Here is a 24,340-nt window from a genome sequence, read left to right as displayed (position 1 = left end):
TGAAGCAGACTAGGCGATGTTGCGGAGGAGGGGACTTGATTGCTGCGGAGAACGACTCCAAGTGGCCCTTCTGAGACGTTCGGGTCCGGCCGAATGTCCGGTTTGCGCCATAAGCCGTCATTGGTCGCATATTCTCGAGCCTTCTCGTCGGCTTATTAGCCAGCGTGCTTCAGTGGGCGTCAGTCGCGCGATGCCGACACTCCCGCGAGAAGCGGAGCGTACGCGGCGAGCCTGCGGGATACGAACTCCGTGAAGAGCCGCACGCGCTTCGTCTTGCGTGTCTCGCCCTGCGTGAGAAGCCAGAGCGTTCCATGCATGTGCACGTCGGTGCGCGGCACCCTCACCAGGAGGGGATCGGCATCTCCAACGAAGCACGGCAGTGTCGTCATCCCGAGCCCTTGCCGTACTGCAACGATCTGCGCCTCGCCATCCGTGGTCCTGAACGGAACCCCTGTGGTACGAACCTCGCCCTCGCGGGCCCAGTCCGGGATGCCATGCATGCTTATGACGATCCACCGGATGGGGTCAGGCGCGCCCGCACGCCATGCGGCTAGTCGATCGCAGGACATGTAAACGCCGCCGAACAGCTCCGGTCCCTTCATGCCGTGAAGATTGAGCGGCAGGGTTTTGCGGTCGTAGACGACGCGGATCGCGACATCGGCCTCTCGGTTGGTCAGATTTGCCAGCTCGCCGGACGACAAGATTTCCATCTCGATGTCCGGATGCAGACGCGCGAAGTCGGCGAAATCCGGCATGAGCAGGTGTGTCGCGAGGGTCGGAGCCAACGTCACCCGCAGAAGCCCGCGCACGCTCTGGTCGCGTCCGAAGACGCGCGTCTCCAGCTGGTGCGACGACGCTTCCATCTGGTTCGCGAGCTCGAGGACCTCCTCGCCCGCAGCCGTCAGGCGGTAGCCCGAAGGCAGCTTTTCGAACATCTGCGCCCCGAGGCGTGCCTCGAGCTGGGCTATGCGTCGCAGCACGGTCGAGTGATTCACTCCGAGGCGCTCCGCCGCAGCCCGCACTGAGCCTCCGCGCGCGACGGCAAGAAAGTAGCGAACGTCATCCCAGTCGATCATGGTGCATTCCGGCACCGCGCGGTGCGCCTTCCAAAGCCCGTATCTAACACATCGCACAGCAGTACGGGCGATTATCATAGCTTATGTCGATGAGCGCGGCCCAATTCCGAACGGTGGACACCGATCGTCGCGGCTGGCGTCAGTCGTCCAGCCGGATCGATTTCGCACCACCGATGTGCGCGCTTCCGCACTCAACGCCTGACGCCGGCAGTCCCATCTCGAGGTTCTCGGGGGGCAGATGCTGTCCCGACACCACGAAAGGAGAAGTTATGGGAAAGCTTGAGGGTAAAGTTGCAGTCATCACGGGTGGATCGAGCGGCATGGCGCTGGCGAGCGCCAAGCGGTTCGTTGAAGAAGGCGCCTATGTTTTCATCACGGGCAGGAGGCAGGAGGCGCTCGACGCAGCCGTCAAGCTGATTGGTCGGAACGTGACCGGCGTGCGCGGCGACGCGGCCAAGCTCGACGACCTCGACCGCCTGTTCGACACGGTCAAGCGGGAAAAGGGCAGGATCGACGTCCTGTACGCGAGCGCCGGCACGGGCGAAGCCGTCCCACTGGGCGAGATTACCGAGCAGCATTTCGATGCGACCTTCGGCCTGAATACGCGCGGCACGCTGTTTGCGGTTCAGAAGGCGTTGCCGCTGTTCAACGATGGCGGATCGATCTTCATGACCGGGTCAGTTGCTTCGGTGAAAGGTTTTCCTGGTTACGGCGTGTATTCGGCGAGCAAGGCGGCGTTGCGCTCATTCGCACGCACTTGGCTCAACGAACTGAAGGGCAGGAATATCCGGGTGAACGTGCTGAGCCCGGGGCCGATCGCCACACCGATGCAGGACCAAGTTCTCACCGAGGAGGCGAAGCGGATGTTCGAATCCCTGATTCCGCGGGGAAAGATGGGTCGTCCTGAGGAAATTGCGGCGGTCGCGCTGTTTCTTGCTTCAGACGATTCGAGCTTCGTGAATGGGGTGGAGTTGTCTGTCGACGGCGGCTTCTCGGCCATCTGAAGGGCCGGGGAATCAATATCAACGCGGATCGGAGAAGTATTATGAGCTATGCGATTGTAGGATTCGGTGCGGTAGGCCAGGCTCTCGCCCGGGCCTTCGCCCGTAAGAACATCAAGGTGGCCGTCGCAAGCCGCCGGCCGCCCGAGGCGTTGGCGCCGCACGCTCAGGCGATTGGACCCACGGTCGTCGCCAAATCGCTGCGGGATGCACTCGAGGCCGACACAATCATCTTGGCGGTCCCGTTCGGGGAGCATCGCGAGGTTGCGAAGGCCCTGCCGAGCTGGAAAGGCAAGACGGTCATCGACGCGACGAACGCGTTAGTCCCCCTAGAAGAATTGGACGGTCTCCCGTCCTCCGCCTTCGTCGCGAAGGCGTTCACCGGCGCCAAATTCGTGAAAGGTTTCAATCACCTGATTGCGGCCACCCTGGCTGCCGATCCGATCGTCGAGGGCGGCCACCGGGTCATCTTTCTGTCGAGCGACGACGAGGACGCGACCGCTCCCGTGGCGGCCTTGGCCAAACAACTCGGGTTCGCACCCGTCAAGCTGGGAAAGCTCAACGAAGGTGGCGCGCTGGTGCACGCACGCGGCCGCACTTGGGGCCAGCTCATCTTCCAGGATTTGTTCAAGAAGGAGCAGTAATCGATCTAGGACAGGCTAATTCGGCGTAGGGCGGCTCCTAGGGCCGCTCGACTAGCCGGTTAGGTCTGGACGTCGGTAAACGGCATTAGAAGCCGAAGTTTCGCTCGGAATGCAACGCTCACCCGACCAACCAAGGCCGTTCCATGGACTTCGGCACCACAGGAGTCGTAGATTCCCGAAAAGCCGCAGCCCACTTCACGTCCGCCAAACAACGAATCGCGCGCGCGTATGCAATCGCTCCGAGCGGAAGCCATTATCTCGAGCACACCCCTTGCGAACGGAATCGGTGGGACCCTCTTCGTCGGACTAGCGGTTTTGGCTGTTTCGAAAACTTGCAAGTGTCTTTGCTGGAACGTCTGCTCCGACCATAACGCCCGTCGACGTCGCTCTATTATTACCCGGTCCCTCTAAGATCGAACCCACATCTCATGTTGTAGTCAGTTATCAGATGCTTCGATCTTCGGCGAGGCAGATCGTAGACTGCGCGCTCTTTCGCCTTGGCGGGCTCATCCGATGCGCGAAGTCGTAGTGGGCGTGTCGCATTGCTCGCCTATTGCGATCTGCATTTCTAGCGCACCAAAGTGAGCTACGTCCGCTTTGCGCCAGAAGAGGTCGTTCGCCAGAGGGCAGCTTATGACCCACACCGAGGCGTTTGACAGTTCAGGTCGGATCCTGTTGGGCGACTGGTACTTCGCTTCAAATTGCCGCCGCTAAGGCGCCCGCGGCTATGTCGAAGATGGTGGCTGACTGTGAAGTACTTTATATCCCTGTGTTCTCGGCCCAGGCTAAGATTGGGTAAGGCTTCTTACTTTGAAGGAGGCATCCGATGCTCGCGACAATCAAATGGAACTCCCGATACAACGTTCGCGAATGGATGATGATGGCTGGAGCTCTCGTCGTCCAACTCAGCGCACTGAATGCGTTACGACAGAGGGGTGAAAGCAAACCAAGGCGGCCACTCTGGAAACACTTCGACGACACCCATCATTGGGACTCAACCGCGGAGGAATGGGTGCCCAACGTTGATCAGTGATCGTGCAAGGTGTTAGGCGTCCCGAAGGCCAGATTCCAAGACTTCAAGATCCTCTCGCTGACGGGCCAGTCGAGGGCTGCGGTCGCGTACCTAGGCTCGTTCGATCGGATGATGGATCATGGTTCTACTAGATCCCCTGGTGGCTGGCTCGCGAAGCGTTCGACCAGAAAATCGATGAAAAGTCGCACCTTGACTGCCAGGTGCCGCGTCGGTGGATAGATCGCGTAAAGGTGCAGTGGCGGTGCCTGATATCCTTCGAGGAATCTCTGTAGCGCGCCTTCGCGCAGGGCATCGCCGGCGATGAAGGTCGGCAGCAACGCAACGCCCCTGCCCGCGATCGCGGCGTCGCGCAGCACCTCGGCGTTGTTGGCGCACAGCGTCCATTCCGGCTGAACCCAGTGGTCCCCATCGGGGCCAGTCAATTTCCACTGATTGCCGGTCAGCAGAAAGCCATAGGTCAGCAGCGCGTGACTCCGCAATTCGTTGGGATGTTTCGGCGTGCCATACTGCTCAAGATAATCCGGCGCCGCGCAGATTGCCCGATCGATCGCCAGGATCTTGCGCGCAATCAGGCTCGACGATTCAAGATCAGCGATGCGCAAGGTGACGTCATAACCACCCTGCACCGGATCGATCTGCTCGTCGCTGAGCACAAGGTGAATACGGAGCTCTGGATACAGCGCCATGAAATGCGCGACGGCCTGGCCAAGCTGGAGCGTGCCGAAGGACATCGGCGCATTGACGCGCAACAGGCCGCGCGGCGTGGCCTGCAACTGCGCGACGGCGTGATCGGCCGCGTCGAGGTCGGTAAGAATCACGAGTGCGCGCTCGAAATAGGCCTGGCCGTTTTCGTTCGGGCTGGCGTGCCGGGTGGTGCGGTTCAGGAGTTGTACGCCGAGGTCCTGCTCAAGATCGCTGACATACTTGCTGATCGCTGAGCGCGAGAGCCTGAGTTGCCGACCGGCTTGTGAGAAACTACCGAATTCGACCACTTTGACGAAGGCGCGGAGGCTGTTGAGCTTATCCATGATTGTCATCAAATCATAGACAGTCATGTCATGAAAGACCAGATTGTCTTTGAATTAGCCCACGCCAATTATCCCTGTAACGGAGGCCGGGCGCCTCCTAATCCAGGAGAAAGACCTTGTCAGGCATCCATCATGTCACCGCCATCGCAGGTAACGCCCTGCGAAACTTCGACTTTTACACCCGGTCGCTCGGTCTCCGCTTCGTCAAGAAGACCGTCAATTTCGACGACCCCGGTACCTATCACTTCTATTACGGCGACGAGACCGGCCATCCCGGCACAATCCTCACCTTCTTCCCGTGGGAAGGCGCAGCGGCAGGCAGCGGCGGTGTCGGCCAGACCCAGCAGACCGCGTTCCGCGTGCCGGCTCGCTCGCTCGGCTATTGGACGCACCGTTTCATTGAAAAGGGCATCGCCCACGAGGCACTGGAGAAGCGCTTTGGCGAAGCCGTGCTGCCCTTCACCGATCCGGACGGCATGAGCCTCGCACTGGTCGGCGTCCCCGGCGCCGAGAACGAGGCCGGCTGGAGCAACGGTGACGTGCCGGGGGAACATGCGATCCGCGGTTTTCATGGAGTCACGCTGCTGCTTGAGAATGCCGCCAAGACCAGTTCGATCCTGACCGACGTGTTCGGCTTCAAGGAAACCGCCCGCGAAGGCTCAATCATCCGTCTCACGGCGGACAATGCCGCCGGTGGCATCGTTGACATCTATGAGGCCAAGGGTTTCCTGCCCGGACGCCAAGGCGCCGGCTCCGTGCATCACGTCGCCTTCCGCGCCGCCGACGACGCCGACCAGGCCGAGATGTCGCGCAAGCTCGTGGAGACCCACGGCCAGCATCCGACTGAACAGAAGGACCGCACCTACTTCCGTTCGGTCTATTTCCGCGAACCCGGCGGCATTCTGCTCGAAATTGCCACCGACATCCCCGGCTTTGCCGTCGACGAGCCTGTCGAGTCGCTCGGCGAACATCTCAAGCTGCCGGCGTTCCTCGAGCCGCACCGCAACGACATCGAAGGAGTATTACCGCCATTGGAAAGGGCTGCGTAATGAGCAAGGACCTCTCCTTCATTCATCGCGTCGAGCCGGGCAACCGGCTCGAAGCACCCCCTCTCCTTCTGCTGCACGGAACCGGCGGCGATGAGAACGATCTGCTCCCGCTTGGCGAGGCCATCGCGCCCGGTGCGCCGCTGCTGTCAGTGCGCGGTCAGGTTCTGGAGCACGGCATGCCGCGCTTCTTCCGCCGGCTGGCCGAAGGCGTGTTCGACGAAGACGACGTGCGCCGCCGCGCCAACGAACTGGCGGATTTCGTTGTCGCCGCGGGTAGTCGCTACGGCCTCGCGGCGCCAATCGCACTCGGCTACTCCAACGGTGCCAACATCGCCGCCGCGATCCTGCTGCTGCGCCCGGACGTGCTCGCGGGCGCCATCCTGCTCCGGGCAATGGTGCCCTTGCGCCAAGCGCCGACGACCGATCTCGCCGGCAAGCCTGTACTGATCGTGTCGGGGAAATCGGATCCGATCATTCCGCGCGACAACTCGGCACGTCTCGCCACAATGCTGCAGCAGGCCGGCGCCGAGGTGCAGCACCGTACGCTGCCAGTCGGACATCAGCTTTCGCAGGCTGATCTCACCCTGGCAAAGGCATGGGTACAAGGTCTACGGCACTTCTCGGTCCGGCGTGATCCTGAAAAGCCTGTTGCGGCGTCCGGCTAGGAAAATCGATGGCTGAGATGTCCAACCGACGCCGATATGGGGACCCCGTTGCCCACTGAACGACGCACCGCTGCTTGCCACACGTTGTTCGTCGCTTCACACCCGCAAGAAATCTGCGTAAGCACCGCGTAAGCAAAAAGATGCACGTAGCTCAGCTGGATAGAGCGCCATCCCTCCGAAGGTGGAGGTTAGGTTCGAATCGTGTCGGGTGCGCTGGATAGGATGAAACTGGAACCGCTATGTGATTGTGTCTGATATAGGTTTAAATCATCAATGACGACCGCTTCACTTCGACTCGAAGGAGAACAACGTGGCAAAGACCCAGCCCGAGCCCGTCCGCGACCCCAAGGCCGATCATCTACTGACCCCGCAAAACTGCGTTCTGGTCCTGATCGACTACCAGCCCGAGCAATATTCGACCGTGACCTCATCCTCCCGTGAGAAGATCACCCTCAATGTGGTTGCGCTGTGCAAACTCGCTCAAGCCTACAATATCCCCGTGGTGCTCTCGACGGTCGCAGTGGACATGGGCGTGAACGAAGGCACGATTCCGGCGATCCGCGAGGCTCTGCCGGGAGTGGAAGAGATCGACCGCACGGGCGTCAATGCCTGGGAGGACGAGGACTTCCGCAAGGCCGTCCAAGGCACGGGGCGGCGCAAGGTGGTCATCGCCGCGCTTTGGACCGAGGTCTGCCTGGCCTTTCCGACCCTCGACATGCTGGCCGAAGGCTACGAGGTCTATCCGGTTGCCGACGCCGTGGGCGGCATCTCGCCCACCGCACACGAGCGCGCGTTTGACCGAATGATTCAGGCGGGGGCAAAACCCATCACTGCGATCTCCTTCGGCTGCGAGATCATGCGCAACTGGGCGCGCGGAGATTCCGACAATCTGCGACACGTCATGCGGTGGTATTTCCCCGAGCATCGCCGTCTGCACAAATCAGCTTGAGGGACGCGGAGGTTGTGCCGCGGGCATATGGAAAAAGTGGCGCTCCGCAGGGAATCGAACCCCTATTTCGGCCGGATGGCATGAAAACGGACGATGCATGTCCAAGGACGGCATGAAAAAGCACGACTCCATGTCGAAGGACAGCATGAAGAAGTAGGCGCAGTAGTTAGAGAGAGGCAGGCTCGGCCGTATGAAGCGAGCCTGCTACTCTTCCGTAGTCACGGCATGGGCCAAGCGTCGGATGGCGGGCGCTGCCAACAGCACGACCAGTAGCATCAGAAGCCAAGAGAACAGCCATGCTTGCAGCCAATGCAGAACGAAATTACCAGACGCCATGAGCGGAAAACTGGCGATCGCCGCCGCGATCCCACAGGTCAATCCCGACTGAATAAATCCATAGACGAAGTGGCTGTAGCGGCGCGGGATTCTGAACATGCGACCCTCGACAAGGACTGTTCCTTGTGAGGAAAGCAAAAGGCATGCCCGACATCGAGGTCCGTTTTCGGGGAATGGATTACTACATCCGGCCAAGGCGACCCGACGCGAGAACTTGAACTGAAGTAAGCGGCTTCGCTATTGAGCAGGTCGGGGGCGGCTGTTTGCGTACGAACGGCCGCTTTTGCGCCAAAACCTGTCGTCCTGAAATCGTAGCTGGGTGATATCAAGACGCACTCGTCGCTATAATACCGTGCTCGCTATTGAGCGACGCGGCCGGGCGGGTTGGCGGAGAACCCGCCATGCATGTTCGTCCTGTTTGCAAAAGCCGTCCAATACCATGGAATAAGGGGTTGCTCGTCGGTCAGAAAAAGCCTCTTCAGCCCAAGCACGTTTGGTCGAAACGCGTTCGATTGGAGGTCGCCCAGATGTGGCGAGATCTTTCCCTGTTCAATCTGGCGATCGATAGCAAACTTCGCGCGTGTGATTTGGTCAAACTGCGTGTCGACGAAATATGTTCTGGCGCTAGGGTCCGAGTTCGAGCGACGGTCGTTCAAAAGAAGACAGGCCGACCCGTACAATTCGAGATTACGGAGCAGACAAGGACTTCCTTAGAGATCTGGTTACGATCGATCCGGACGACCGGCTCTCGATATCTCTTCCCCAGCAGACTGCATGCAAACCCTCACCTATCCACCCGACAATATTCTCGACTGGTGCACCGCTGGGTTGATAGCATCGGTTTGGAATCAATCTCCTATGGTACCCATTCGATGCGGCGTACGAAGGCCACTCAGATCTACCGCAAGACAGGCAACCTTCGCGCCATTCAACTCCTCCTCGGCCATACGAAGCTGGAGAGCACCGTCCGATATCTAGGAGTTGAGGTGGATGACGCTCTAAATATTGCTGAGCAAATCGAGCTCTGATTGTCGACCACCGGCAACACGAGTGGTGGTCGCTTCCCGCCAACAGCTGACATTCGCAAGTCCGCTGTTATGGAATAGTGGACGGTGTCCTTCGCGAAGCAGGCGCTGCTAACGACTTCCACGATTAAGCGAGACGTAGGCCTCACCGGTGCTTGCTCGGTGGATTAACCCTACTACCAAACTTTGCCTCATCGCTGCTGCGGGTAGAACAGTTCTGCCGCTAACCCGCCGCATTGAATCCCAAAGATCATTCCGCGAAGGTTAGGCTAGGGTATTCGCTCGACTGGTCAAGCATCTCCGTTCCGGAGGAGTAAGATCATGATGAGGATAGGTCTCATCGTCGTCGGCTTGGGCACACTAACTGTCATGGAGATGGGGACACCATCGCGCACGAAAACAAGTGCGCCAGATCCGTTCGAGCAACTAGCGGTCGACGTAAGCGTATCACGCGACACCTTAGAGAAGGCTGATCGGCTCGAAACCCACTATTTGCAACATGAAGTACCGGTTCAGCCGATTTCCCCTGTCGAACCAGCACCACCACCGGATGTGACGGCCATCATCCCAGAAGAAGATTCGAACATTGCTGGCCGCGGTACAAACGACAAGAAAGAAGTTGTCAGAAAACTAAAACCTAAGCCGAAGTACACGTCTCCTAACAAGCCTCAGCCTAAGCTCACAAACTCCAATAAAGCTCCAAAGACGGAACGATCGAAGGCGATGGTCGAGGTCAAGCCGTGTCGTCCAAATGCTTTTGATAGCCTGCTTCAAGCATTGAACCTGTCCTCCCGATGCCAGACCTAGCTCAACGGTTCTCGTGCAATGTCGAGTTAGCCGGCGCCAAACCAACTCACTTCGCTCATATCCCAAGCCAAGTAGGGAGCACGGACGAAATCAGGCCACCTCTCCCAGATGAGAGGATGGCCTCTGATAAATCGGGAGATTCGCTTTGCGTGGCCATCGCGGCGATCGCTCTAACGGCGGCGATTGCGGCGGCTGTTATCTTATGTTTCTACCTATCTCGCAGTACTCCGTCGAACCGGGCGGCAATCGAGGCAATTGACGTCAAGGCTCTCGTGGAGCGCATCGTCAAAGTCGAATCGACGGGAATTGCGAATAAAAGGAACAAGCTTTCCAGCGCCACTGGGGCTGGTCAATTTCTTGATGACACATGGCTTGAAGCAGTCCGAAAGTATCGCCGTGATCTGATCAAGGGCCGCAGCGATAAAGACCTCTTAAAGCTACGGCGAGACACAGAACTTACTCGCGAGATCATTACGCGCCTGGTTGAGCAATACGCTAAGACATTGCGGAAACGGGGTCTGCCCCTCACGCCCGGCTCTCTATATTTGGCCTATTTCGCCGGACCAGCTGGCGCAGTGGCCCTGCTATCAGCTACTGAACATGCCGACGCCGCCTCCCTTATGGCCGCTGCCGATACGACAGGTCGAACCACCCGCCAGAAACTTGTCAGGGCTAATCCATTCCTCGAGGTACTAACGGTTCGTGATCTCAAGAACTGGGCCGATCATAGGATGCGAGGCATTTAGTTCGCCATGACCCCCGACATCGGGGAACTTCGCCCATCGAAGGTTATGAAAAAAATGCGACGAACGACCGCATTGCGCCAATAGGCGACATCGCGCTTGCATTTCTTACGACGAGGAGAGCGCCACTGAGATGGCCGTAAGCAAATGCCCCGGACAATGCCGAGGCTTCGAAGATTTCGATTTTTCTGTTGTCGATTAGGCGACTGCGACAAACGGGTTATTCTCCTTCGTTCGAGGATAGTTGCGTGCTCAATGGCCGCGAAAGCTCTTCACCCCTCGAATAGGTCGGCGCTGATGAGGATGACCGGCTCGGACGAGGCAGGCTCGCAATCGAAAAACGACGCGCGTGTCTATTGCATAGTTTCGTTACATCTCGTTACCGCGGTTGCGGCCTTCTTAAGCACGATCATAAAGAGATGGCATCACAAACAGATGGCGCACGTTTTATGGCACCAGCGCTGTCTTGAAGTCGCCTCGCGACTGCACCATGTTGGGGTCGATGAGCCCCGTAGGACTTATCGACATCACGGTACGCAACGGACGCGCCTCGCGCATCGTAACGATCCGCGACGCCGCGCGTCGCAACACATCGCTACGCAACGCTTGTGCCGCTGGGGAAGCCCGGCCGCTCGCGCGCGTTTAGCACGGACGCTCCCCTCAATCGCCTGTGGCTCCGAGACGCCTACCGCAGCCAGCCGGAGGCTGAAACCGAGGAGATCTGACAACGAGGGCGCGAGCTAGTCCCGCGCCGTCCGATCCGCCGGTTCACGCCGGCGGGCCTTACTTTGGTGAGTGCAAATCGCCTTGAAGCCAGCGTCCAAGGCCCTTGGACTTCATGGGGTCTTCAAACGCGGCAAAGGCCGTAAGTACCTGATTGCAGACAGCGCATTCAAACGTTTGCAAGTCGACGCCCCGGGCGCGTGCTGGCTCGATGCTAACGAGCATCATCTGGGCCTTGCACTTCGGACAGGCGGGGCGCTCAATTGCAGCGAATGGAATGACGGACGAGAGGCGTTGAGATTGGGGCATGATGCTTCCCTCGAACAGGCGGGAGCGCAACACTCTCTGTCACCGGTAATGCCTAGGAGGCGGAGCGGTGATTGCCTGAGTATGCGCCTGAGGGATCGCAAACGCGAGTTAATTCGCAGATATTTGGAAGGAAGGTAAGCGCCCCGCGGAAGTTGCGAAACCGGAAGCTCCCGCCCGATGCGGCGAGCGTCCGCCGCCAGCTGCCGGTCTGGGGCCTGTGGCAACGGCGCGGGGAAATGAAACGGGAGAGTTCTGTCCATGATCGAGGGGATCAGCGCGGTTACACTCGGCACCCACGAAATGCCACGAGCCGTCCGATTCTACTGCACGCTCGGGTTTGAGGTCCTGCACGGCGGCGAAGATTCGTCATTCACCAGCTTTCGAGCAGGAACGAGCTATCTCAACCTCATCACCCAGCCTAACGAGCGGCGCTGGTCCTGGTGGGGGCGGGTCATCTTCTACGTTGCCGATGTTGACGCACTTTACGACCGTGCACTCGCAGCGGGATACCAGCCAGCTACCGTGCCCCGCGATGCCAAATGGGGTGAGCGCTTCTTCCACCTAATTGACCCCGATGGCCACGAACTCAGTTTTGCTCGACCTTTGCTCCCGGCTTCCGGCCAATAGCAGCTCGAAGCGGCCTGTCATTCCAAGAGGCGTTGGGAGAGCGTATGGTGCTCCGATTATACGCTCAACCTGGGAGGCAATCATGCAGTTCAGGACAACCGGACTACTGTTGCTCGGCGCGATGGCGCTTCCCGCCTCCGGGACCGCACAAACCACTCCTGCTCCATCGGCAATTACACGAACGGTGATCGCCGCAACCAAACTGCCGACCGTTACAGACGTGCCGCTCCATTTCAAAGCGGTGAGTATCACTCTTCAGCCGGACGAGCGGAGCAGCGTCTCGGCGGCCAACGGCATCCTCTACCAGATGTCAGGATCGACCGAGGTCGCGCTCGATGGCGAGGCCAAAATGCTCAACGCCGGAGAGGGACTGTTCATCGCTGGCGGAAAGACTGCGGCGCTAACGGCGGGCAGTGGAGGACCGTCGACTTTCCTCCACTTCTTCCTTGCTGCCGCTGTGGACTTGGGTCAGCCTGCCGAGACGGCGGCGCCTGCCGTCGTGAGAGAATTGTATCGCACAGCAAATCCGATCCCCGACCTCAAGCCAGGTGGTTATGATCTCAATCTCACGCGAGTCACATTTCCGGCACAGATGCCCTCGAACCCGCCGCACCATAGGTCAGGCGCGGCTCTATACTTTATCATCTCCGGCACCGGGGCCAACACGGTCGACGGTAAGACAGAAGCAAGGGGGCCGGGTTCCTTGATCTATGAACCGTACGCCCTCGTGCACCAATGGGGAAACCCAGGCAACGAGCCGTTGATATTCTTGACCTTCAACATCAATCCGGAAGGTGTGGCAGCCGTGCTTCCGGGCGCACCAGCAAAGAAGCAATAGCTAAAGGCGAGCGGCGCACCGCAGAACTGCCTGTGAAAGACTTCATCGATAGCGAATGGTTGCTCGATCGAACGGATGACGGGTGCGCGCACGCTATTTATCGGACGGCGCGGAGTCGGAGAGCGGACATCGGGCCGCCGTAGTTGCCCCCAAGTTTCGGCGGAGAAGGGCCCGCGTCAGTCATGATTCGTGCCGGCCATCGCGAATGCTGCTTTGGCGGAATTCACGGTCATGTCGTTCAAGGAGAAGTAGCCATGGCGACGAAGGTAGGAATTCTTCCGAAGACGATGCCATCGCCCGAGACGGGCGAGACGCTGACCCGTGGCGTGCGCCCATTTAAGGCCACCTACAAGGGGCAGAGCATCACTGTGGACCTGCCGGGTTACTATGCACAGGACGATAGCGAGGGTCTGCATGTCGGAAACGACATGAGTGTCGTCGACCGCACGCTGCGTGCGCTGAAGGAGAACGTGGACGGCATCTAGGAAAGAGATCCGGAAGGCCTGAAGGACCGACGCCTCGCCCCGATCCTTGAACATTTCCGGTGTCAGCGTTCCCGCCTTTCCGGCGGCTTCCTCATCGCGCCGATCTTCGTCGTGACGTAATCGAAAACCCCTGTGGCAGTGGCGGTGTTTTCTTTTGATGAACTAGGCTATTCGGATCAGCGTGTCGATCTTGCGATGGCCACGCGCGTGGGGGCGCCCGCCTGATAATCGTTTTATACCAAGCTTAAGTAGCTTGGGTATCGAAGTTCGATAGCGTTTGATCAGCGAAAGGCCGCTTCTGGCACGTTTGAGACATGCCGACCGTATTGAGCAATGTCCGCTTTCAGGGGTAACCCGGAACACATTTGCTCACATTGAGTTCTTCTCAGTTTGACCCCGACTCGGACATTGGGGTCACTGGTTTTGGCCGAATTGTTTGTGCCGGCGCCCCGGCCAATATGAGGTCTTTTGGATGGGCGTTGGATCGTGTAGTCTTCTTTAGAGCTGCTCTTCGAGACGGGACGTGCCGACGTCTCCGTTCGAGGCGAAGGGGCAGCGGGGAATGCCGTCGGCGGGCTTCGCACTCTCAATAAAAACCGACAGTCCTTTTGTGCCGGTCTCTCAACCGAGCACTCGTCGTGCGCACGGGCACGCGAAATGCTTACTTTGACCGCAACGAGGGGGCGCCATGAAACCAAAATAGAATCTTGCCGGGGCTTGTGTCCGAGGGAGGATCCAAATGACTACGGTGCGACAGCTGCTTGATCAGAAGGGCAGAAACATTTGGTCTATTCACCCAGATGCTACCGTCTTCGATGCCATCGCGAAAATGGCTGAAAAAGACATTGGATCGTTGGTAGTGATGGAAGGCGACGAGTTCGTTGGCATCATCACCGAAAGGCACTATGCGCGGAATGTTATTCTCAAAGGTAAAACGTCTCCCGCAACGCACGTGCGGGACATCATGGAAAGACACGTCGTCATTGCACGGCCGGAACAATCCGTTGACCAATGTATGGCCCTCATGAGTGAGAAGCGCGTGCGCCATCTGCCGGTGTTTGAGGGAAAAACGCCAATTGGCATTGTTTCAATCGGCGATCTTGTCAAAAGCACAATCGGTGATCAGAAGTTCATGATTGATCAGCTCGAACACTACATCCGCGGTGAACGGGCCATTGTGGACGGCTGAATACAATCCCGAACGACCTCAGCGCTCGGAAGCATTACAGCCGAACATCACCGCGCCGCCGGTGCCGTTTGCGCTGGCCGACGAGGTGAACGAATGAGGCGGGCACTTCCGTTGTTGGCACCCTTGAGACATGCCGACGAACGACCAGAATGTCTGTTTACCGGGGTAGACCGGAAGTGATCCGCCGTCGGTCAGAATGACGCGAATTGGACCCAAAGCGGACGTTCGGTGAACAGATTTACTAGGCTGGGCGTATCCGACCGCTTTGTGAAGCTTCATCAGATCGGAGCTCTACCATCGCCTGTCGAGCAATAGTCGCGCGATCTTGCAGCCGAACTTCCGATTATACGATCGTGCAGCGTTATACGCGGAAGCGAATCTCATATTGGTTTTGCAGGCTCGCCGCCCTAGAATTGCGGGGATCGCAGGACGAGCGAAATGCAGTATGTTTGCGACGCGCCGAACGGTAAGGCCTGGTTCCGTATCGAGACGGAAGGTGAAGCGGCGCATGAGTCGCGCCTGATGGGCCATACGGTCGAGAAATATTTTCGCCGCGAGCGGGAGAAGGCAGTCCAGTCCTGGCGTCCGGAGCGACCCAACGCGATCGAGCGCGACATCGGCCTCAAGGCCCATGTACAGCGAGAGATGCCGCTTTTCCTCACGTTGCGCGACAGGGAGGGCAATGCACTGACTACAGCGATGCTGCCGCCGGGTGGCAAGGATCGCGGCGGGTTCCGCATCATCATCGTTGCCGCATCCAATGCCGATCCTTATCCTCAGCAGGACGCGGCCATCGCTGCGCTGGGAGCGCATTTCGGTCTCACACTCGATCGCGACCGCTGCTTCCCCTACGGCCGCTAACGATGTCGGCTCATGGACCCCTAGCCGGCGAAGCACGGCATCGGCCGTTATGTCCGATCTTGGGAGGACAGCGGACTGCTCGTGCTCTGGCCGAGCCTTTCGGCTCATGACCCATAACAGCAATGACGGCGTTAAGCTGACGTTTATGCTGTGAGTTTGGGCTTTCTAATTTGCCCGGCCTTTGACGCGGCGCTTCCATCGATGTGTTAGTCTAGGCGCTGGTTGCGCTTGCTGGGGACGAGAGGTCACCCGATATGCGGTTGCGGATTGGCTGGAGGCGTAGGTGATTTTCTTAGATTTCATTCTTGACGTCGTAGGATACATGACAGCGCGATTATTGCTTCCAACCTTGACCTTTCAGAAAGTCAAAGTTGACGTTCTTTCTTCTGACGAAGTCGGCTTCAACTGGTTGGGCTTTAAACGCTTGCCCAACGGCGCATTGCTGTGCGACGCGGATTCGGCCGGATGGATAGGCGCACTTTCTTGGCTGATCGTCCTCGCCGTAGCAATCACCATCGCCCTGCGATAGATCGCCTCGTTGGTTATCACGTCGGCTATTGGCACCTTTGAGACATGTCACCGCACGCCGAAACCGTCCAGTTGTCGAGGAAGACCGGAAGTGACGGTCACAGGGCCAAAGCGGCGCTTTTGACCCCGAAGCAGGCATCAACTGACCCGCAGCTGTACGGAAATTGGCATTTTCTGTAGAGTAGGGGCTGGGGCCCCGGGTGCGTGGAGAGCGCGTTGCCGAAGCGTAAGCTGGCAGCCATTCTGGCCGCCGATGTGGTTGGCTACAGCCGTCTCATGGCGCGGGACGAGGCCGGCACGCTGGCACGTCTCCAAGCCCATCGATGCGAGCTCATCGATCCCAAGATCACGGAGCATAGCGGCCGGATCGTGAAGCTTATGGGCGACGGGACACTGGTCGAATTCGCAAGCGTCGTGGATGCCGTCGAATGTGCCATCGCCATTCAACAGGCCATGCACGAGATTAACGCTGGTCACGCGGAGGACCAACGGGTCGTTTTCCGCATCGGCATCAATCTGGGTGACATCATTATCGAAGGTGACGATATCTACGGCGATGGCGTCAATATCGCGGCGCGGCTCGAAGGCATCGCCGAACCTGGCGGCATCTCGATTTCCGAGGATGCATGGCGGCAGGTGTACGGCAAGGTGGCGGTGAGCTTCGTCGACATAGGCGAGCAGAAACTGAAGAACATGGCGAGGCCTGTGCGCGTCTATCGCGTCGAGCTTGGCGAGGCCAGTTGGTTGCGACCGGCTCCGCCCGCCTTGTCATTGCCCGACAGGCCTTCGATCGCAGTGCTGCCATTCGACAATATCAGCAGCGATGTGGACCAGGAATTCTTCGCCGACGGCCTCGCCGAGGACATCATCACGACGCTGTCAAAGCTGGCCGGGCTGCGAGTCGTCGCGCGCAATTCGAGCTTCGTCTACAAGAGGCGCGCAGTGGATGTTCGTGAAGTAGCGAGACAACTTGGTGTGCGATATGTCCTGGAGGGCAGCGTCCGCAAGGCAGGCAACCGCATCCGCATCACGGCTCAGCTTATCGACGCCGAGAGCGGCTCGCACCTGTGGGCCGAACGCTATGACCGTGCAATGGACGACATTTTTGCGGTCCAGGACGAAATCACGTTGGTCTTGGCAACTGAGATGCAGGTCAAACTCACGGAAGGCGAACAGGCACGGCTCCGTTACCGGACGACAAGCAATGTCGAGTCCTGGACCTACTGGGTCCGCGGATTGTTCCACTATCGCCAAGCGGTCACGAAGGAGACACTGGGGCCCGCGCGCTTCTATTGGGAGAAGGCGCTCGCGCTTGACCCGAATTCGGCGGTGCTCAACGCGATGCTCGGAATTATGCACTACGTCGACGCGCGCTTCGGTTGGTGGGACGATCGCGAAACAGCCATTGCCAAAGCGCGTGCATACGCTGACCGTGCGTTGGAGCTCGATCCTGGAAGTCCCGACGCTTGCTCCACATCAAGTCTCGTGTTGCTGCTGGAAGGGCGCTATGAGGAAGCTGCGACTGACGCCAGGCGTGCAGTCCAAGTGGCGGCCGGTTCCGCCGACGCGGCGACGTTTTCCTGCTTCGTTCTCGCGTCATCCGGATATCCCGAAGAAGCAGTAGCGCAGATCGAACGGGCAATGACCCTCAGCCCAAGCTATCCCGGCTACTATCTGGGCCACGCCGGCAACGCCTATCGTTTGTCGGGACGGATCCCAGAGGCCATCGCCGCCTTTACAGCATATGACGCGCGAAGCCCGGGATTTGGCCTTGCCGATCTGGTGATCATCTATCAGCAAAACGGCCAGTTCGAACTGGCGAGGAGAACGGCAGAGCGTCTCTTGGCCCTCCGCCGGAATTTCACGATCGAATCATGGGCGAGAACTCAATTCCGCCGGGATACGGCACAACTGGAAGCCGATGCCGCAGCCCTTCGTGCCGCTGGACTTCCGACGAGTTGCGTGCAGACGGGACGAAACGCGTTGCAGTGACTTCTCATTTTGGCCCAACCCGGACATCTCGGTAGGCGGCCCCAACGTCTGCTTCCAAGGGATACTCATAAATCGGGACGTTGGATTGGCGCGTTCGATGTCGCTTGTTTGCCGTGCGCCGGGAATTGGAACCTCTGCGTTTCCGCACATCTACGGCGTTACCCATGCGTATTGTACAGTTGTGTCCGGCAGCTATTTGCGTCTAACCCCACGACGCCGCGAGCAGGAACCCTTCTCGCGGGGAGGTTTTTGGAATTTCGTTTTTAAGAATAAAAGCGTCTCTAAGTGAGTTTGGGTCTCGGTGCGCGTAGAGAAAGCAAGCAGAGCTAGACATTTGTTAAGACCGCCGTTTCACGGCGCTCCAGAGGGAGAGAGCCGCGGATGCCTCACCGCGGGTTCGTCGCAGTGACGCCTCGCGGCGGAATTGGTAACCGCCTTCTGGCAGCGCTACCGCAAGTTGACCTGGATCTGCTCGCGCCCGAACTAGAGGCGGTGGCGCTCCATCAAGACGCGGTGATCTCGCGAGAGGGTGACCAGGTCGACTATGTCTTGTTCCCTCATAGCGGTGCCATCTCGCTGATGATCGACATGGCAGACGGTCACACGGTAGCTACGTCGGTAGTCGGGCGCGAGGGAGCATTAGGTACTCTTTCCGTGTTTGGACCGTCAGCTTCGGCCCTTACCGCCATCGTCCGTGCGGCGGGCACTGCCTCGCGAATCCCGGCGCCGCGATTTCACGCCGCATTTAACCGGAGCCCCGCGATCCGGCACATGATCCAGTGTCACGTCAGGGCGATGCAGGTACAGCTTCAGCGCAGCGGAGCCTGCAATGCGCTGCATCAGGTGCAAGCCCGGATGGCGCGCTGGCTGCTCCACATTCGCGACCGCACTGACGACGACGTCCTCCCGCTCACCCAAGAGGCGCTGTCGCAAATACTCGGCGTGCGACGAACGACAGTGACGCTCCTGATGCGCAATCTGCGAGCGCGCGGAGCGATCAGGTCTGAGCAACGAGGCAAGATCGAGATCGACCGGTCGCGGCTCGCCGCGGCAGCGTGCGAATGCCACGGCACCATGCGTCTCGAAGTTGAGGAGATCTTCTCGAAGAATACGGCCCGATCTCGTCGGGCGATTCTGGCTGATGATGAGCGCATCTCAGGCGTTGAATAAGCGGCGCCAGGATCGCGACGACATTTTGCGGAACATGCGGTACACCGATCTATTCGTGTGCAGCCGACAATCCGAAGTTTGTGTACTTGCGTCTCGGTGGAGTAACCCAGCGCGCGCAGCTGCCGCCGAAACGGCAGGGATTTTGCACCTCCGCAATGCCATGGGCGTATGATATCCGCGCGGTCCCGAAGGTCTGATCTCGGCTGCTAGTATCAAAGCGCAAAATCGTTCTACACGTAAGGTCATGTCTCTTATTGGCACCTTTGAGACATGCCGACGGACGCTGAAAATGTCTGCTCATTGGGGTAGATCGGAAGTTGTCGGCTCACAGTCGAAATGACGCGTCTGACCCAGAGCAGAACTCCACCCCGCTCTCGCACCCCACTGAGGAGTGGTCGGCGTCGTATCGCAAAAAACATTCCGAGGTCGCAAAGCATATATTGCACCAGACCGCTCTCGCGGTATCGAGTGCGCCACTGACCGGTAACCGAACCCGGAACAGCCGTCGGCATGCAGGAAACCTACGACGAAGAAATTGTCCGCATCAAAGTCGCGGAGTTGATCTGATACGCCACCGCGGTTTGCGCGAGGTTGATCAGTGTGAGTAGCAAGAACTCGGTATTGTCAAAAATGCCGAGAACCTGGACCTTGGCGGCGCCGAGAGCAAACAGCAATACCTGAATGATTGCGATCGCTCCCATGAGAAGGACCTCGGTAGTATTGTTGATGCCGGGTTTGGCGACCTTGATCTGCTCGGCCATCGCGACGATGGCGGCGGCGAGCAAGAGGACTTCGACCCACGAGAGCCGGTAACCCAAGACATCGAAGAGATTTGCCCTCGGATCGGAGAAGACAAACTTCCCGATGACGTACAAGATCAGGATATAGAGGAACCCCGGCACGTAGCCGAGAATGCTTGGCTGTCTGCGGCGGGCTCTGTCCGAGCCGCTTACGACTGCGGCGTCAACATGGTCTGCACCTTCCGCCATCCATTTATTCCTTCTGAAGTCGTTGAACTGTATGGCTCTTATCTAAGAGTAACACGCTGGCAACGATTTTTGTGATGGCAAATGAGTAGGGAATGGCTAAACCAAGCCATTCTCGATACGTCGACACCGAGATAGTCTGCTCGCGAGCGTGTAGGACTTCCGGTGTTGGCCCTTTTGAGACATGCCGACCGGCCCTGGCGATGTCCGTTCACCGGGGTACACCGGAAGTCTTCGTCAGACGGTGAAAACGACGCTTTTGACCCAAAGCCGACATTCCGCCAATGCGGCGCATCGGCGACTGTAGCACATCAGGTGATGCTGTCGGTCGCGCTCAGGCCTAATGAAGTAGGGATAAGTCCATGTCGTTATTGACGACAAATTTGACGACAGGCGCGGCCTCGACAATAAGCCGTACGAAGGACGCCAATGGACATCTCTCATCGCACCATCGGCATCTCCATGCACGCCGCCGGGCCGCCAATCGGGCTGCGGCGCTCACACCTCGGCCATCCTCGCGAACACGCGCCGCATTAGATTGGGGTCGCGATAAACGCTCCGTGGCTTCAATAGATGTTGGACTTCGATGGTCAGCCGGTGAACGGCCGGATCTTCGGCAGCGAGCCGGGTCAGGGCGATGCCGAATTTGAGCGTGGTCTCAAAATCAGCCGGACGCTCCCCGCGCGTCTCGGGAAACGCGAAGTCAAGCATGGCCACCGACCACGGCGTCTCGATCAATGCCTGCATCTCGGAGAAGAAGCTCGGTGCCAGCCCAGCGATGGGATCGCTGTCTTCCTCCGCTCTCTCCAGCAGCCGCTTGAGCAAACACGCCTCCAGCGCGGCCACGCTCATGCCTTGACCGTAGACCGGATTAAAGCGGCAGATGGCGTCGCCAATGGGAAGAAGCCCGCGGGGGAAGCCGTCGAGCCGCTCGAAATGGCGCCGCACGCTCTCCGGGAAGCCGTAGCGCGCAACCCCGTCCAAGCGCTTGCTGTGCCTGATCGCATTGTAAATCGTGGGCGTGCGCAGTGACTGGGCGAAAGCCAAAAATCCCTCCGCATCGCCCGGCAGCACGTCACCGCGGTGCCCAACGGTCACCATCCACCGATTGCCCTCGAGCGGCAACATCAGGGCACCACGGCTATCCCGGGGTGCCTCGCCGAAGGTCATGACGCCTTTCCAGTCGGTCGAAGCGTCGTTCGGGATGGCAAATATGCACGTGGCGTAGCCGAGATTAATCCCGATTGTGGTCTCCTCGGGCAGTGGTCGCCCGACCGACTGCAGCAGCGCGAGAGTAAGGGCACCGCGTCCGGAGGCATCGACGACGAGGTCCGCCGCCATCGTCTCGCTAGTGCCGTCATCGTTCTCGTAACGCACACCGGTAACCATCGCTCCATCCGGCGACGCCAAAACTTCCTTGACCCGGCAGCGCTGGCGCAGCGTGATGTTTGCGTGGCCTTCCACCCGCCGTCGCACGGTGCGCTCAATCGTAGGCCGTGACACCGCATAACCGGACCAGCCGAGATCGCGTTGCGGGAAGGGATCGTAACCCGGGCGTTCGACGCGAACATCCAGACCCGCCCTGAGCGGGACCGCTCCCGCCCGCGCAAGGTCCTGCTCGAACCCCGGGAACAGCTCGCTGAGCGCACGCTGGCCGCTAAGCAGCAGCCCATGGACATGCCGGGCCTGGGGTGTGCCGGCCCTATGGGCGGGCTCTGAGAGCAGGGTATCGCGCTCCAGAACAACGACGTGATCGAAGTGGTGAGCGAGCGCCCCGGCGGCGGTAAGCCCAGCCATTCCAGCGCCGATCACGAGCGCTTGCTTGCCGATCCGAGTTGACGCCATCGTCGCCTCCCAGCGTCGCGCTCCGCATGCAGGATCATGACCCGCATGTCACCAGGCGCCAACCACAATCAAAGCGATAAGGATGAGGGCCCCCATGCAGATGATACCTGCTGGGACGGCAAACCAATCGGGCGCATTCATGCTTCACCTCACGATCGGTCAGTCTCAGGTAAGATAATCCGATCAGCTCGCCGGAGGTTGTGAGCTGGTTAACAATCTCGGCGCTTTAATAGTGACAATTCTAGTCCCGGAAAGTCGGGTTCTGACCGATACTGGAAGTCGAACTCCGCTCGGAGGGGTGCATCTGGTCGTCACCAATTTCCGCCGCTCGGTCGCCGCTGGATTAGGGGATCATCCCGCTCCTGATACCTCGCGGATCGCAAACCTCGATGCGAAGCGAGGTAGTCGATTTCGCCGCGCGTAATACCGATATCCTTTAGCTCCCTGTCACTTAGGTCGCACAAGTGGGCCAGTAATCTCCGGCGTTTGCGCCACTCCTGAAATGCATTCCAATATGTTTCGAGAGGGCTGTAGACCTGCCGCCTTGCGGTTACCGGTCCCAGCTCAGTGGTCCCGCGGATCGTGCTCATTAGGGTGTGTCCTGTCTGGACTGTTCACTAGGCAGAAGTTGCCGCAAGATGCGCGGGCGCGCTTAACTGGTGGCTTACATTTCTCTTACCGGCGGCTTATTCTTCATGCGCTGCGCTAGTACAGAGGCGACCCCGAGAAGGAATGGCAGCTTGCGCTATCTTTTCGAGGAATACGCATTTGACACCGACCGGCGCGAGCTGCATCGGGGGACCGATGCGGTGTCGATCACACCACAGGTTTTTGACCTGCTCGATTACCTGATCCGCAACAGGGAGCGGGTTGTCAGCAAGGACGACCTCATCAAAGCCATTTGGAATGGGCGCAGCGTCTCTGACGCGGCGCTGACAACCCGCCTGAATGCCGCCCGGGGTGCAATCGGCGATTCCGGCGAGGAACAGCGCTTCATCAAAACACTACCGCGCAAGGGCTTCCGCTTCGTCGGACAGGTCCGGGAGGCGCGAGAAGTTACGGGCCCAAATCCGGGCGATGCGCCCGAGAGCGCTCTTGCGGTTCCCGACAGGCCCTCCATCGCCGTGCTGCCGTTCGCGAACATGTCTGGCGATCCCGAGCAGGAGTACTTTGCGGACGGGATGGTTGAGGAGATCACTACCGCGCTTTCGCGGTTCAAATGGTTGTTTGTGATCGCTCGAAATTCGAGTTTCACCTTCAAGGGCAAAGCCGTCGACATCAAGGAAGTTGGGCGCAGGCTTGGCGTGCGCTATGTCCTTCAGGGGGCGGTGCGCAAGGCGTCGGGGAAAGTTCGCATCACGGGCCAGTTGATTGAGGCGGCTACGGGCGCACACATTTGGGCGGACAAGTTCGAGCGTGACATGACAGATATTTTCGCGTTGCAGGACGAAGTCACGCTCGCCGTTGTCTCAGCTATTCAGCCAAAGTTGTTTCAAGCCGAAATTGCACTGGCGTCGCGGCGGCGACCGGAAGACCTCACCGCGTATGATCTTTTTCTCCGGGCTATACAGCAAGCCGTCCGATCGACCCGCGAAAGTTTGGCCGAGGCACTCCGACTGGTCCGGCGCGCCTTGGAGCTTGACCCTGGGTTTGCTGGTGCGGCAGCTTTGGCAGGTGACTGTCATATGGAAAACGTGTTTAGGAGCTATGCGATCGACCCACAATTCGAACGCAAGGAAGCCGTTCGGCTTATGCGCTTGGCATTGAGCCTCGACGATCATGATCCAGACACGTTAGCAACTGCTGCATCAATCTCGGCTTTGTTGGTCGGCGATTGTGAGGCTGAGATTGAGATGGCCGATCGGGCGGTCGCGCTCAACCCAAATTCATATCACGCATGGAACCGCAGAGGCTGGGTCTATAAGATTGCGGGGCAGCCGGAGGAAGCGATCCGGAGCTTTGAACGTGCCATGCGCATGAGTCCGGTAGACCCGCAACTATACTCAACGTTTACTGGGATGGGACTTGCCTTTATTGAGCTTCGTCGCTTTGACGAGGCCATCGTTGCAGGGAAGAAAGCCCTGCGTCAGAACCCTTCCTATCCAGGACCACACCGTTGCCTCGCGTCCGCTTTCGCCCATCTCGGACACAATGCTGAGGCCCGTGAGGCGGCGGCTCGTGTGCTTGAGATCGACCCCGCTTTCACAATATCGGCGTGGATCGCTCGGAGCCAGGTATCAAAAAATGCGAAGCTGATGATTGAGGGTTTTCGCAAAGCGGGGTTGCCCGAGTAGCTCTCCAATGTCCACGAGGTGATCGAATAGCGGCACTCTGCTGCGGCGCATGAGTCCGGAGTTGGCACGAAACTGACATGCCTGGGCGGTCCGACGATGTCCGCTCTTGAGGGTAGTACGGACAGGCCATCCTGGCT

At 59.1% G+C, this 24,340-nt stretch carries 24 protein-coding genes; 18 read left to right on the top strand and 6 right to left on the bottom strand.

The window, feature by feature from the left end:
• Nucleotides 1-179: 179 nt before the first annotated feature.
• Nucleotides 180-1,076 (bottom strand): LysR family transcriptional regulator, encoded by an 897-nt coding sequence (locus V1278_RS00480; protein WP_334379306.1) that lies wholly within the window; start codon nucleotides 1,074-1,076, stop codon nucleotides 180-182.
• 269 nt (nucleotides 1,077-1,345) lie between these two features.
• Between V1278_RS00480 and V1278_RS00475 the strand changes: the two genes are divergently transcribed.
• On the top strand, nucleotides 1,346-2,080 hold the full coding sequence (locus tag V1278_RS00475; RefSeq protein WP_334384065.1) for an SDR family NAD(P)-dependent oxidoreductase: 735 nt from the start codon (nucleotides 1,346-1,348) through the stop codon (nucleotides 2,078-2,080).
• Nucleotides 2,081-2,121: 41 nt separating this feature from the next.
• Entirely contained in the window at nucleotides 2,122-2,721 is a 600-nt protein-coding gene (locus V1278_RS00470) for an NADPH-dependent F420 reductase (protein WP_334379305.1), read from the top strand.
• A 1,149-nt stretch (nucleotides 2,722-3,870) separates the two neighbouring features.
• Here the strand turns inward: V1278_RS00470 and V1278_RS00465 are convergent.
• On the bottom strand, nucleotides 3,871-4,782 hold the full coding sequence (locus V1278_RS00465) for a LysR family transcriptional regulator (RefSeq protein WP_334379304.1): 912 nt from the start codon (nucleotides 4,780-4,782) through the stop codon (nucleotides 3,871-3,873).
• A 116-nt stretch (nucleotides 4,783-4,898) separates the two neighbouring features.
• Here V1278_RS00465 and V1278_RS00460 point away from each other — a divergent pair, with 116 nt between their 5' ends.
• From V1278_RS00460 to V1278_RS00450, 3 genes are all read left to right on the top strand, one after another.
• Nucleotides 4,899-5,831: a ring-cleaving dioxygenase gene (locus V1278_RS00460; protein ID WP_334379303.1), complete on the top strand. Its 933-nt coding sequence runs from the start codon at nucleotides 4,899-4,901 to the stop codon at nucleotides 5,829-5,831.
• Entirely contained in the window at nucleotides 5,831-6,496 is a 666-nt protein-coding gene (locus V1278_RS00455; RefSeq protein ID WP_334379302.1) for an alpha/beta hydrolase, read from the top strand. Before V1278_RS00460 ends, V1278_RS00455 begins: the two co-directional genes overlap by 1 nt.
• Nucleotides 6,497-6,806: 310 nt before the next feature.
• On the top strand, nucleotides 6,807-7,445 hold the full coding sequence (locus tag V1278_RS00450) for a hydrolase (RefSeq protein WP_334379301.1): 639 nt from the start codon (nucleotides 6,807-6,809) through the stop codon (nucleotides 7,443-7,445).
• A gap of 204 nt (nucleotides 7,446-7,649) precedes the next feature.
• On the opposite strand, the gene V1278_RS00445 is transcribed toward V1278_RS00450, so the two are convergent.
• On the bottom strand, nucleotides 7,650-7,880 hold the full coding sequence (locus V1278_RS00445) for a DUF2798 domain-containing protein (protein WP_334379300.1): 231 nt from the start codon (nucleotides 7,878-7,880) through the stop codon (nucleotides 7,650-7,652).
• A 302-nt stretch (nucleotides 7,881-8,182) separates the two neighbouring features.
• Here V1278_RS00445 and V1278_RS00440 point away from each other — a divergent pair, with 302 nt between their 5' ends.
• The 12 genes from V1278_RS00440 (at nucleotide 8,183) to V1278_RS36790 (ending at nucleotide 19,275) form a co-directional block, all read left to right on the top strand.
• Nucleotides 8,183-8,809 (top strand): tyrosine-type recombinase/integrase, encoded by a 627-nt coding sequence (locus V1278_RS00440; protein WP_334379299.1) that lies wholly within the window; start codon nucleotides 8,183-8,185, stop codon nucleotides 8,807-8,809.
• Between the two features lie 318 nt (nucleotides 8,810-9,127).
• The gene (locus tag V1278_RS00435) at nucleotides 9,128-9,613 is read left to right on the top strand and encodes a hypothetical protein (RefSeq protein ID WP_334379298.1); all 486 of its coding nucleotides are present in this window, start codon (nucleotides 9,128-9,130) and stop codon (nucleotides 9,611-9,613) included.
• A gap of 149 nt (nucleotides 9,614-9,762) precedes the next feature.
• A complete protein-coding gene (locus V1278_RS00430) occupies nucleotides 9,763-10,359 on the top strand; it encodes a lytic transglycosylase domain-containing protein (protein ID WP_334379297.1) in 597 nt (198 codons plus the stop codon).
• A 1,287-nt stretch (nucleotides 10,360-11,646) separates the two neighbouring features.
• Complete coding sequence (locus V1278_RS00425; RefSeq protein WP_334379296.1) at nucleotides 11,647-12,015, top strand: VOC family protein; 369 nt, start codon at nucleotides 11,647-11,649, stop codon at nucleotides 12,013-12,015.
• A gap of 82 nt (nucleotides 12,016-12,097) precedes the next feature.
• Nucleotides 12,098-12,853, top strand: coding sequence for a cupin domain-containing protein (locus V1278_RS00420; RefSeq protein ID WP_334379295.1), 756 nt, complete (start codon nucleotides 12,098-12,100; stop codon nucleotides 12,851-12,853).
• A gap of 254 nt (nucleotides 12,854-13,107) precedes the next feature.
• Nucleotides 13,108-13,338, top strand: a complete 231-nt coding sequence (locus V1278_RS00415; protein WP_334379293.1) for a hypothetical protein — start codon at nucleotides 13,108-13,110, stop codon at nucleotides 13,336-13,338.
• A 739-nt stretch (nucleotides 13,339-14,077) separates the two neighbouring features.
• Nucleotides 14,078-14,527, top strand: a complete 450-nt coding sequence (locus V1278_RS00410) for a CBS domain-containing protein (RefSeq protein WP_334379292.1) — start codon at nucleotides 14,078-14,080, stop codon at nucleotides 14,525-14,527.
• 438 nt (nucleotides 14,528-14,965) lie between these two features.
• Nucleotides 14,966-15,388: a hypothetical protein gene (locus V1278_RS00405; protein ID WP_334379291.1), complete on the top strand. Its 423-nt coding sequence runs from the start codon at nucleotides 14,966-14,968 to the stop codon at nucleotides 15,386-15,388.
• A 283-nt stretch (nucleotides 15,389-15,671) separates the two neighbouring features.
• Nucleotides 15,672-15,917 (top strand): hypothetical protein, encoded by a 246-nt coding sequence (locus V1278_RS00400; protein ID WP_334379290.1) that lies wholly within the window; start codon nucleotides 15,672-15,674, stop codon nucleotides 15,915-15,917.
• A gap of 203 nt (nucleotides 15,918-16,120) precedes the next feature.
• Nucleotides 16,121-17,908 carry an adenylate/guanylate cyclase domain-containing protein gene (locus V1278_RS00395; protein WP_334379289.1) on the top strand — a complete coding sequence of 596 codons (1,788 nt, stop codon included), beginning with the start codon at nucleotides 16,121-16,123 and terminating at the stop codon, nucleotides 17,906-17,908.
• Nucleotides 17,909-18,313: 405 nt separating this feature from the next.
• Entirely contained in the window at nucleotides 18,314-19,078 is a 765-nt protein-coding gene (locus V1278_RS00390) for a Crp/Fnr family transcriptional regulator (protein WP_334379288.1), read from the top strand.
• Nucleotides 19,075-19,275: a GFA family protein gene (locus V1278_RS36790; protein WP_442894639.1), complete on the top strand. Its 201-nt coding sequence runs from the start codon at nucleotides 19,075-19,077 to the stop codon at nucleotides 19,273-19,275. Before V1278_RS00390 ends, V1278_RS36790 begins: the two co-directional genes overlap by 4 nt.
• A gap of 324 nt (nucleotides 19,276-19,599) precedes the next feature.
• Here V1278_RS36790 and V1278_RS00385 read toward each other — a convergent pair whose 3' ends face one another.
• The 3 genes from V1278_RS00385 to V1278_RS00375 form a co-directional block, all read right to left on the bottom strand.
• A complete protein-coding gene (locus V1278_RS00385; RefSeq protein WP_334379287.1) occupies nucleotides 19,600-20,067 on the bottom strand; it encodes a hypothetical protein in 468 nt (155 codons plus the stop codon).
• A 495-nt stretch (nucleotides 20,068-20,562) separates the two neighbouring features.
• Nucleotides 20,563-21,909, bottom strand: coding sequence for an NAD(P)/FAD-dependent oxidoreductase (locus tag V1278_RS00380; protein WP_334379285.1), 1,347 nt, complete (start codon nucleotides 21,907-21,909; stop codon nucleotides 20,563-20,565).
• Nucleotides 21,910-22,220: 311 nt separating this feature from the next.
• Nucleotides 22,221-22,499: a DUF1127 domain-containing protein gene (locus V1278_RS00375; RefSeq protein ID WP_334379284.1), complete on the bottom strand. Its 279-nt coding sequence runs from the start codon at nucleotides 22,497-22,499 to the stop codon at nucleotides 22,221-22,223.
• 150 nt (nucleotides 22,500-22,649) lie between these two features.
• On the opposite strand from V1278_RS00375, the gene V1278_RS00370 reads away from it, so the two are divergent.
• Nucleotides 22,650-24,203 (top strand): winged helix-turn-helix domain-containing tetratricopeptide repeat protein, encoded by a 1,554-nt coding sequence (locus V1278_RS00370; protein WP_334379283.1) that lies wholly within the window; start codon nucleotides 22,650-22,652, stop codon nucleotides 24,201-24,203.
• Nucleotides 24,204-24,340 lie beyond the last annotated feature (137 nt).

The organism is Bradyrhizobium sp. AZCC 1577 (assembly GCF_036924575.1).
GTDB lineage: Bacteria > Pseudomonadota > Alphaproteobacteria > Rhizobiales > Xanthobacteraceae > Bradyrhizobium.
This window is presented reverse-complemented; position numbering and strand designations above follow the sequence as displayed.

Excerpts from the sequence above, each read along its gene's own strand:
- V1278_RS00435 (WP_334379298.1), top strand. The coding sequence starts at position 9,128 with ATGATGAGGATAGGTCTCATCGTCGTCGGCTTGGGCACACTAACTGTC.
- V1278_RS00380 (WP_334379285.1), bottom strand. The coding sequence starts at position 21,909 with ATGGCGTCAACTCGGATCGGCAAGCAAGCGCTCGTGATCGGCGCTGGA.
- V1278_RS00445 (WP_334379300.1), bottom strand. The coding sequence starts at position 7,880 with ATGTTCAGAATCCCGCGCCGCTACAGCCACTTCGTCTATGGATTTATT.
- V1278_RS00465 (WP_334379304.1), bottom strand. The coding sequence starts at position 4,782 with ATGGATAAGCTCAACAGCCTCCGCGCCTTCGTCAAAGTGGTCGAATTC.
- V1278_RS00440 (WP_334379299.1), top strand. The coding sequence starts at position 8,183 with ATGCATGTTCGTCCTGTTTGCAAAAGCCGTCCAATACCATGGAATAAG.
- V1278_RS00375 (WP_334379284.1), bottom strand. The coding sequence starts at position 22,499 with ATGAGCACGATCCGCGGGACCACTGAGCTGGGACCGGTAACCGCAAGG.
- V1278_RS00475 (WP_334384065.1), top strand. The coding sequence starts at position 1,346 with ATGGGAAAGCTTGAGGGTAAAGTTGCAGTCATCACGGGTGGATCGAGC.
- V1278_RS00480 (WP_334379306.1), bottom strand. The coding sequence starts at position 1,076 with ATGATCGACTGGGATGACGTTCGCTACTTTCTTGCCGTCGCGCGCGGA.
- V1278_RS00405 (WP_334379291.1), top strand. The coding sequence starts at position 14,966 with ATGCAGTATGTTTGCGACGCGCCGAACGGTAAGGCCTGGTTCCGTATC.
- V1278_RS00420 (WP_334379295.1), top strand. The coding sequence starts at position 12,098 with ATGCAGTTCAGGACAACCGGACTACTGTTGCTCGGCGCGATGGCGCTT.
- V1278_RS00385 (WP_334379287.1), bottom strand. The coding sequence starts at position 20,067 with ATGGCGGAAGGTGCAGACCATGTTGACGCCGCAGTCGTAAGCGGCTCG.
- V1278_RS00470 (WP_334379305.1), top strand. The coding sequence starts at position 2,122 with ATGAGCTATGCGATTGTAGGATTCGGTGCGGTAGGCCAGGCTCTCGCC.
- V1278_RS00425 (WP_334379296.1), top strand. The coding sequence starts at position 11,647 with ATGATCGAGGGGATCAGCGCGGTTACACTCGGCACCCACGAAATGCCA.
- V1278_RS00410 (WP_334379292.1), top strand. The coding sequence starts at position 14,078 with ATGACTACGGTGCGACAGCTGCTTGATCAGAAGGGCAGAAACATTTGG.
- V1278_RS00415 (WP_334379293.1), top strand. The coding sequence starts at position 13,108 with ATGGCGACGAAGGTAGGAATTCTTCCGAAGACGATGCCATCGCCCGAG.
- V1278_RS00455 (WP_334379302.1), top strand. The coding sequence starts at position 5,831 with ATGAGCAAGGACCTCTCCTTCATTCATCGCGTCGAGCCGGGCAACCGG.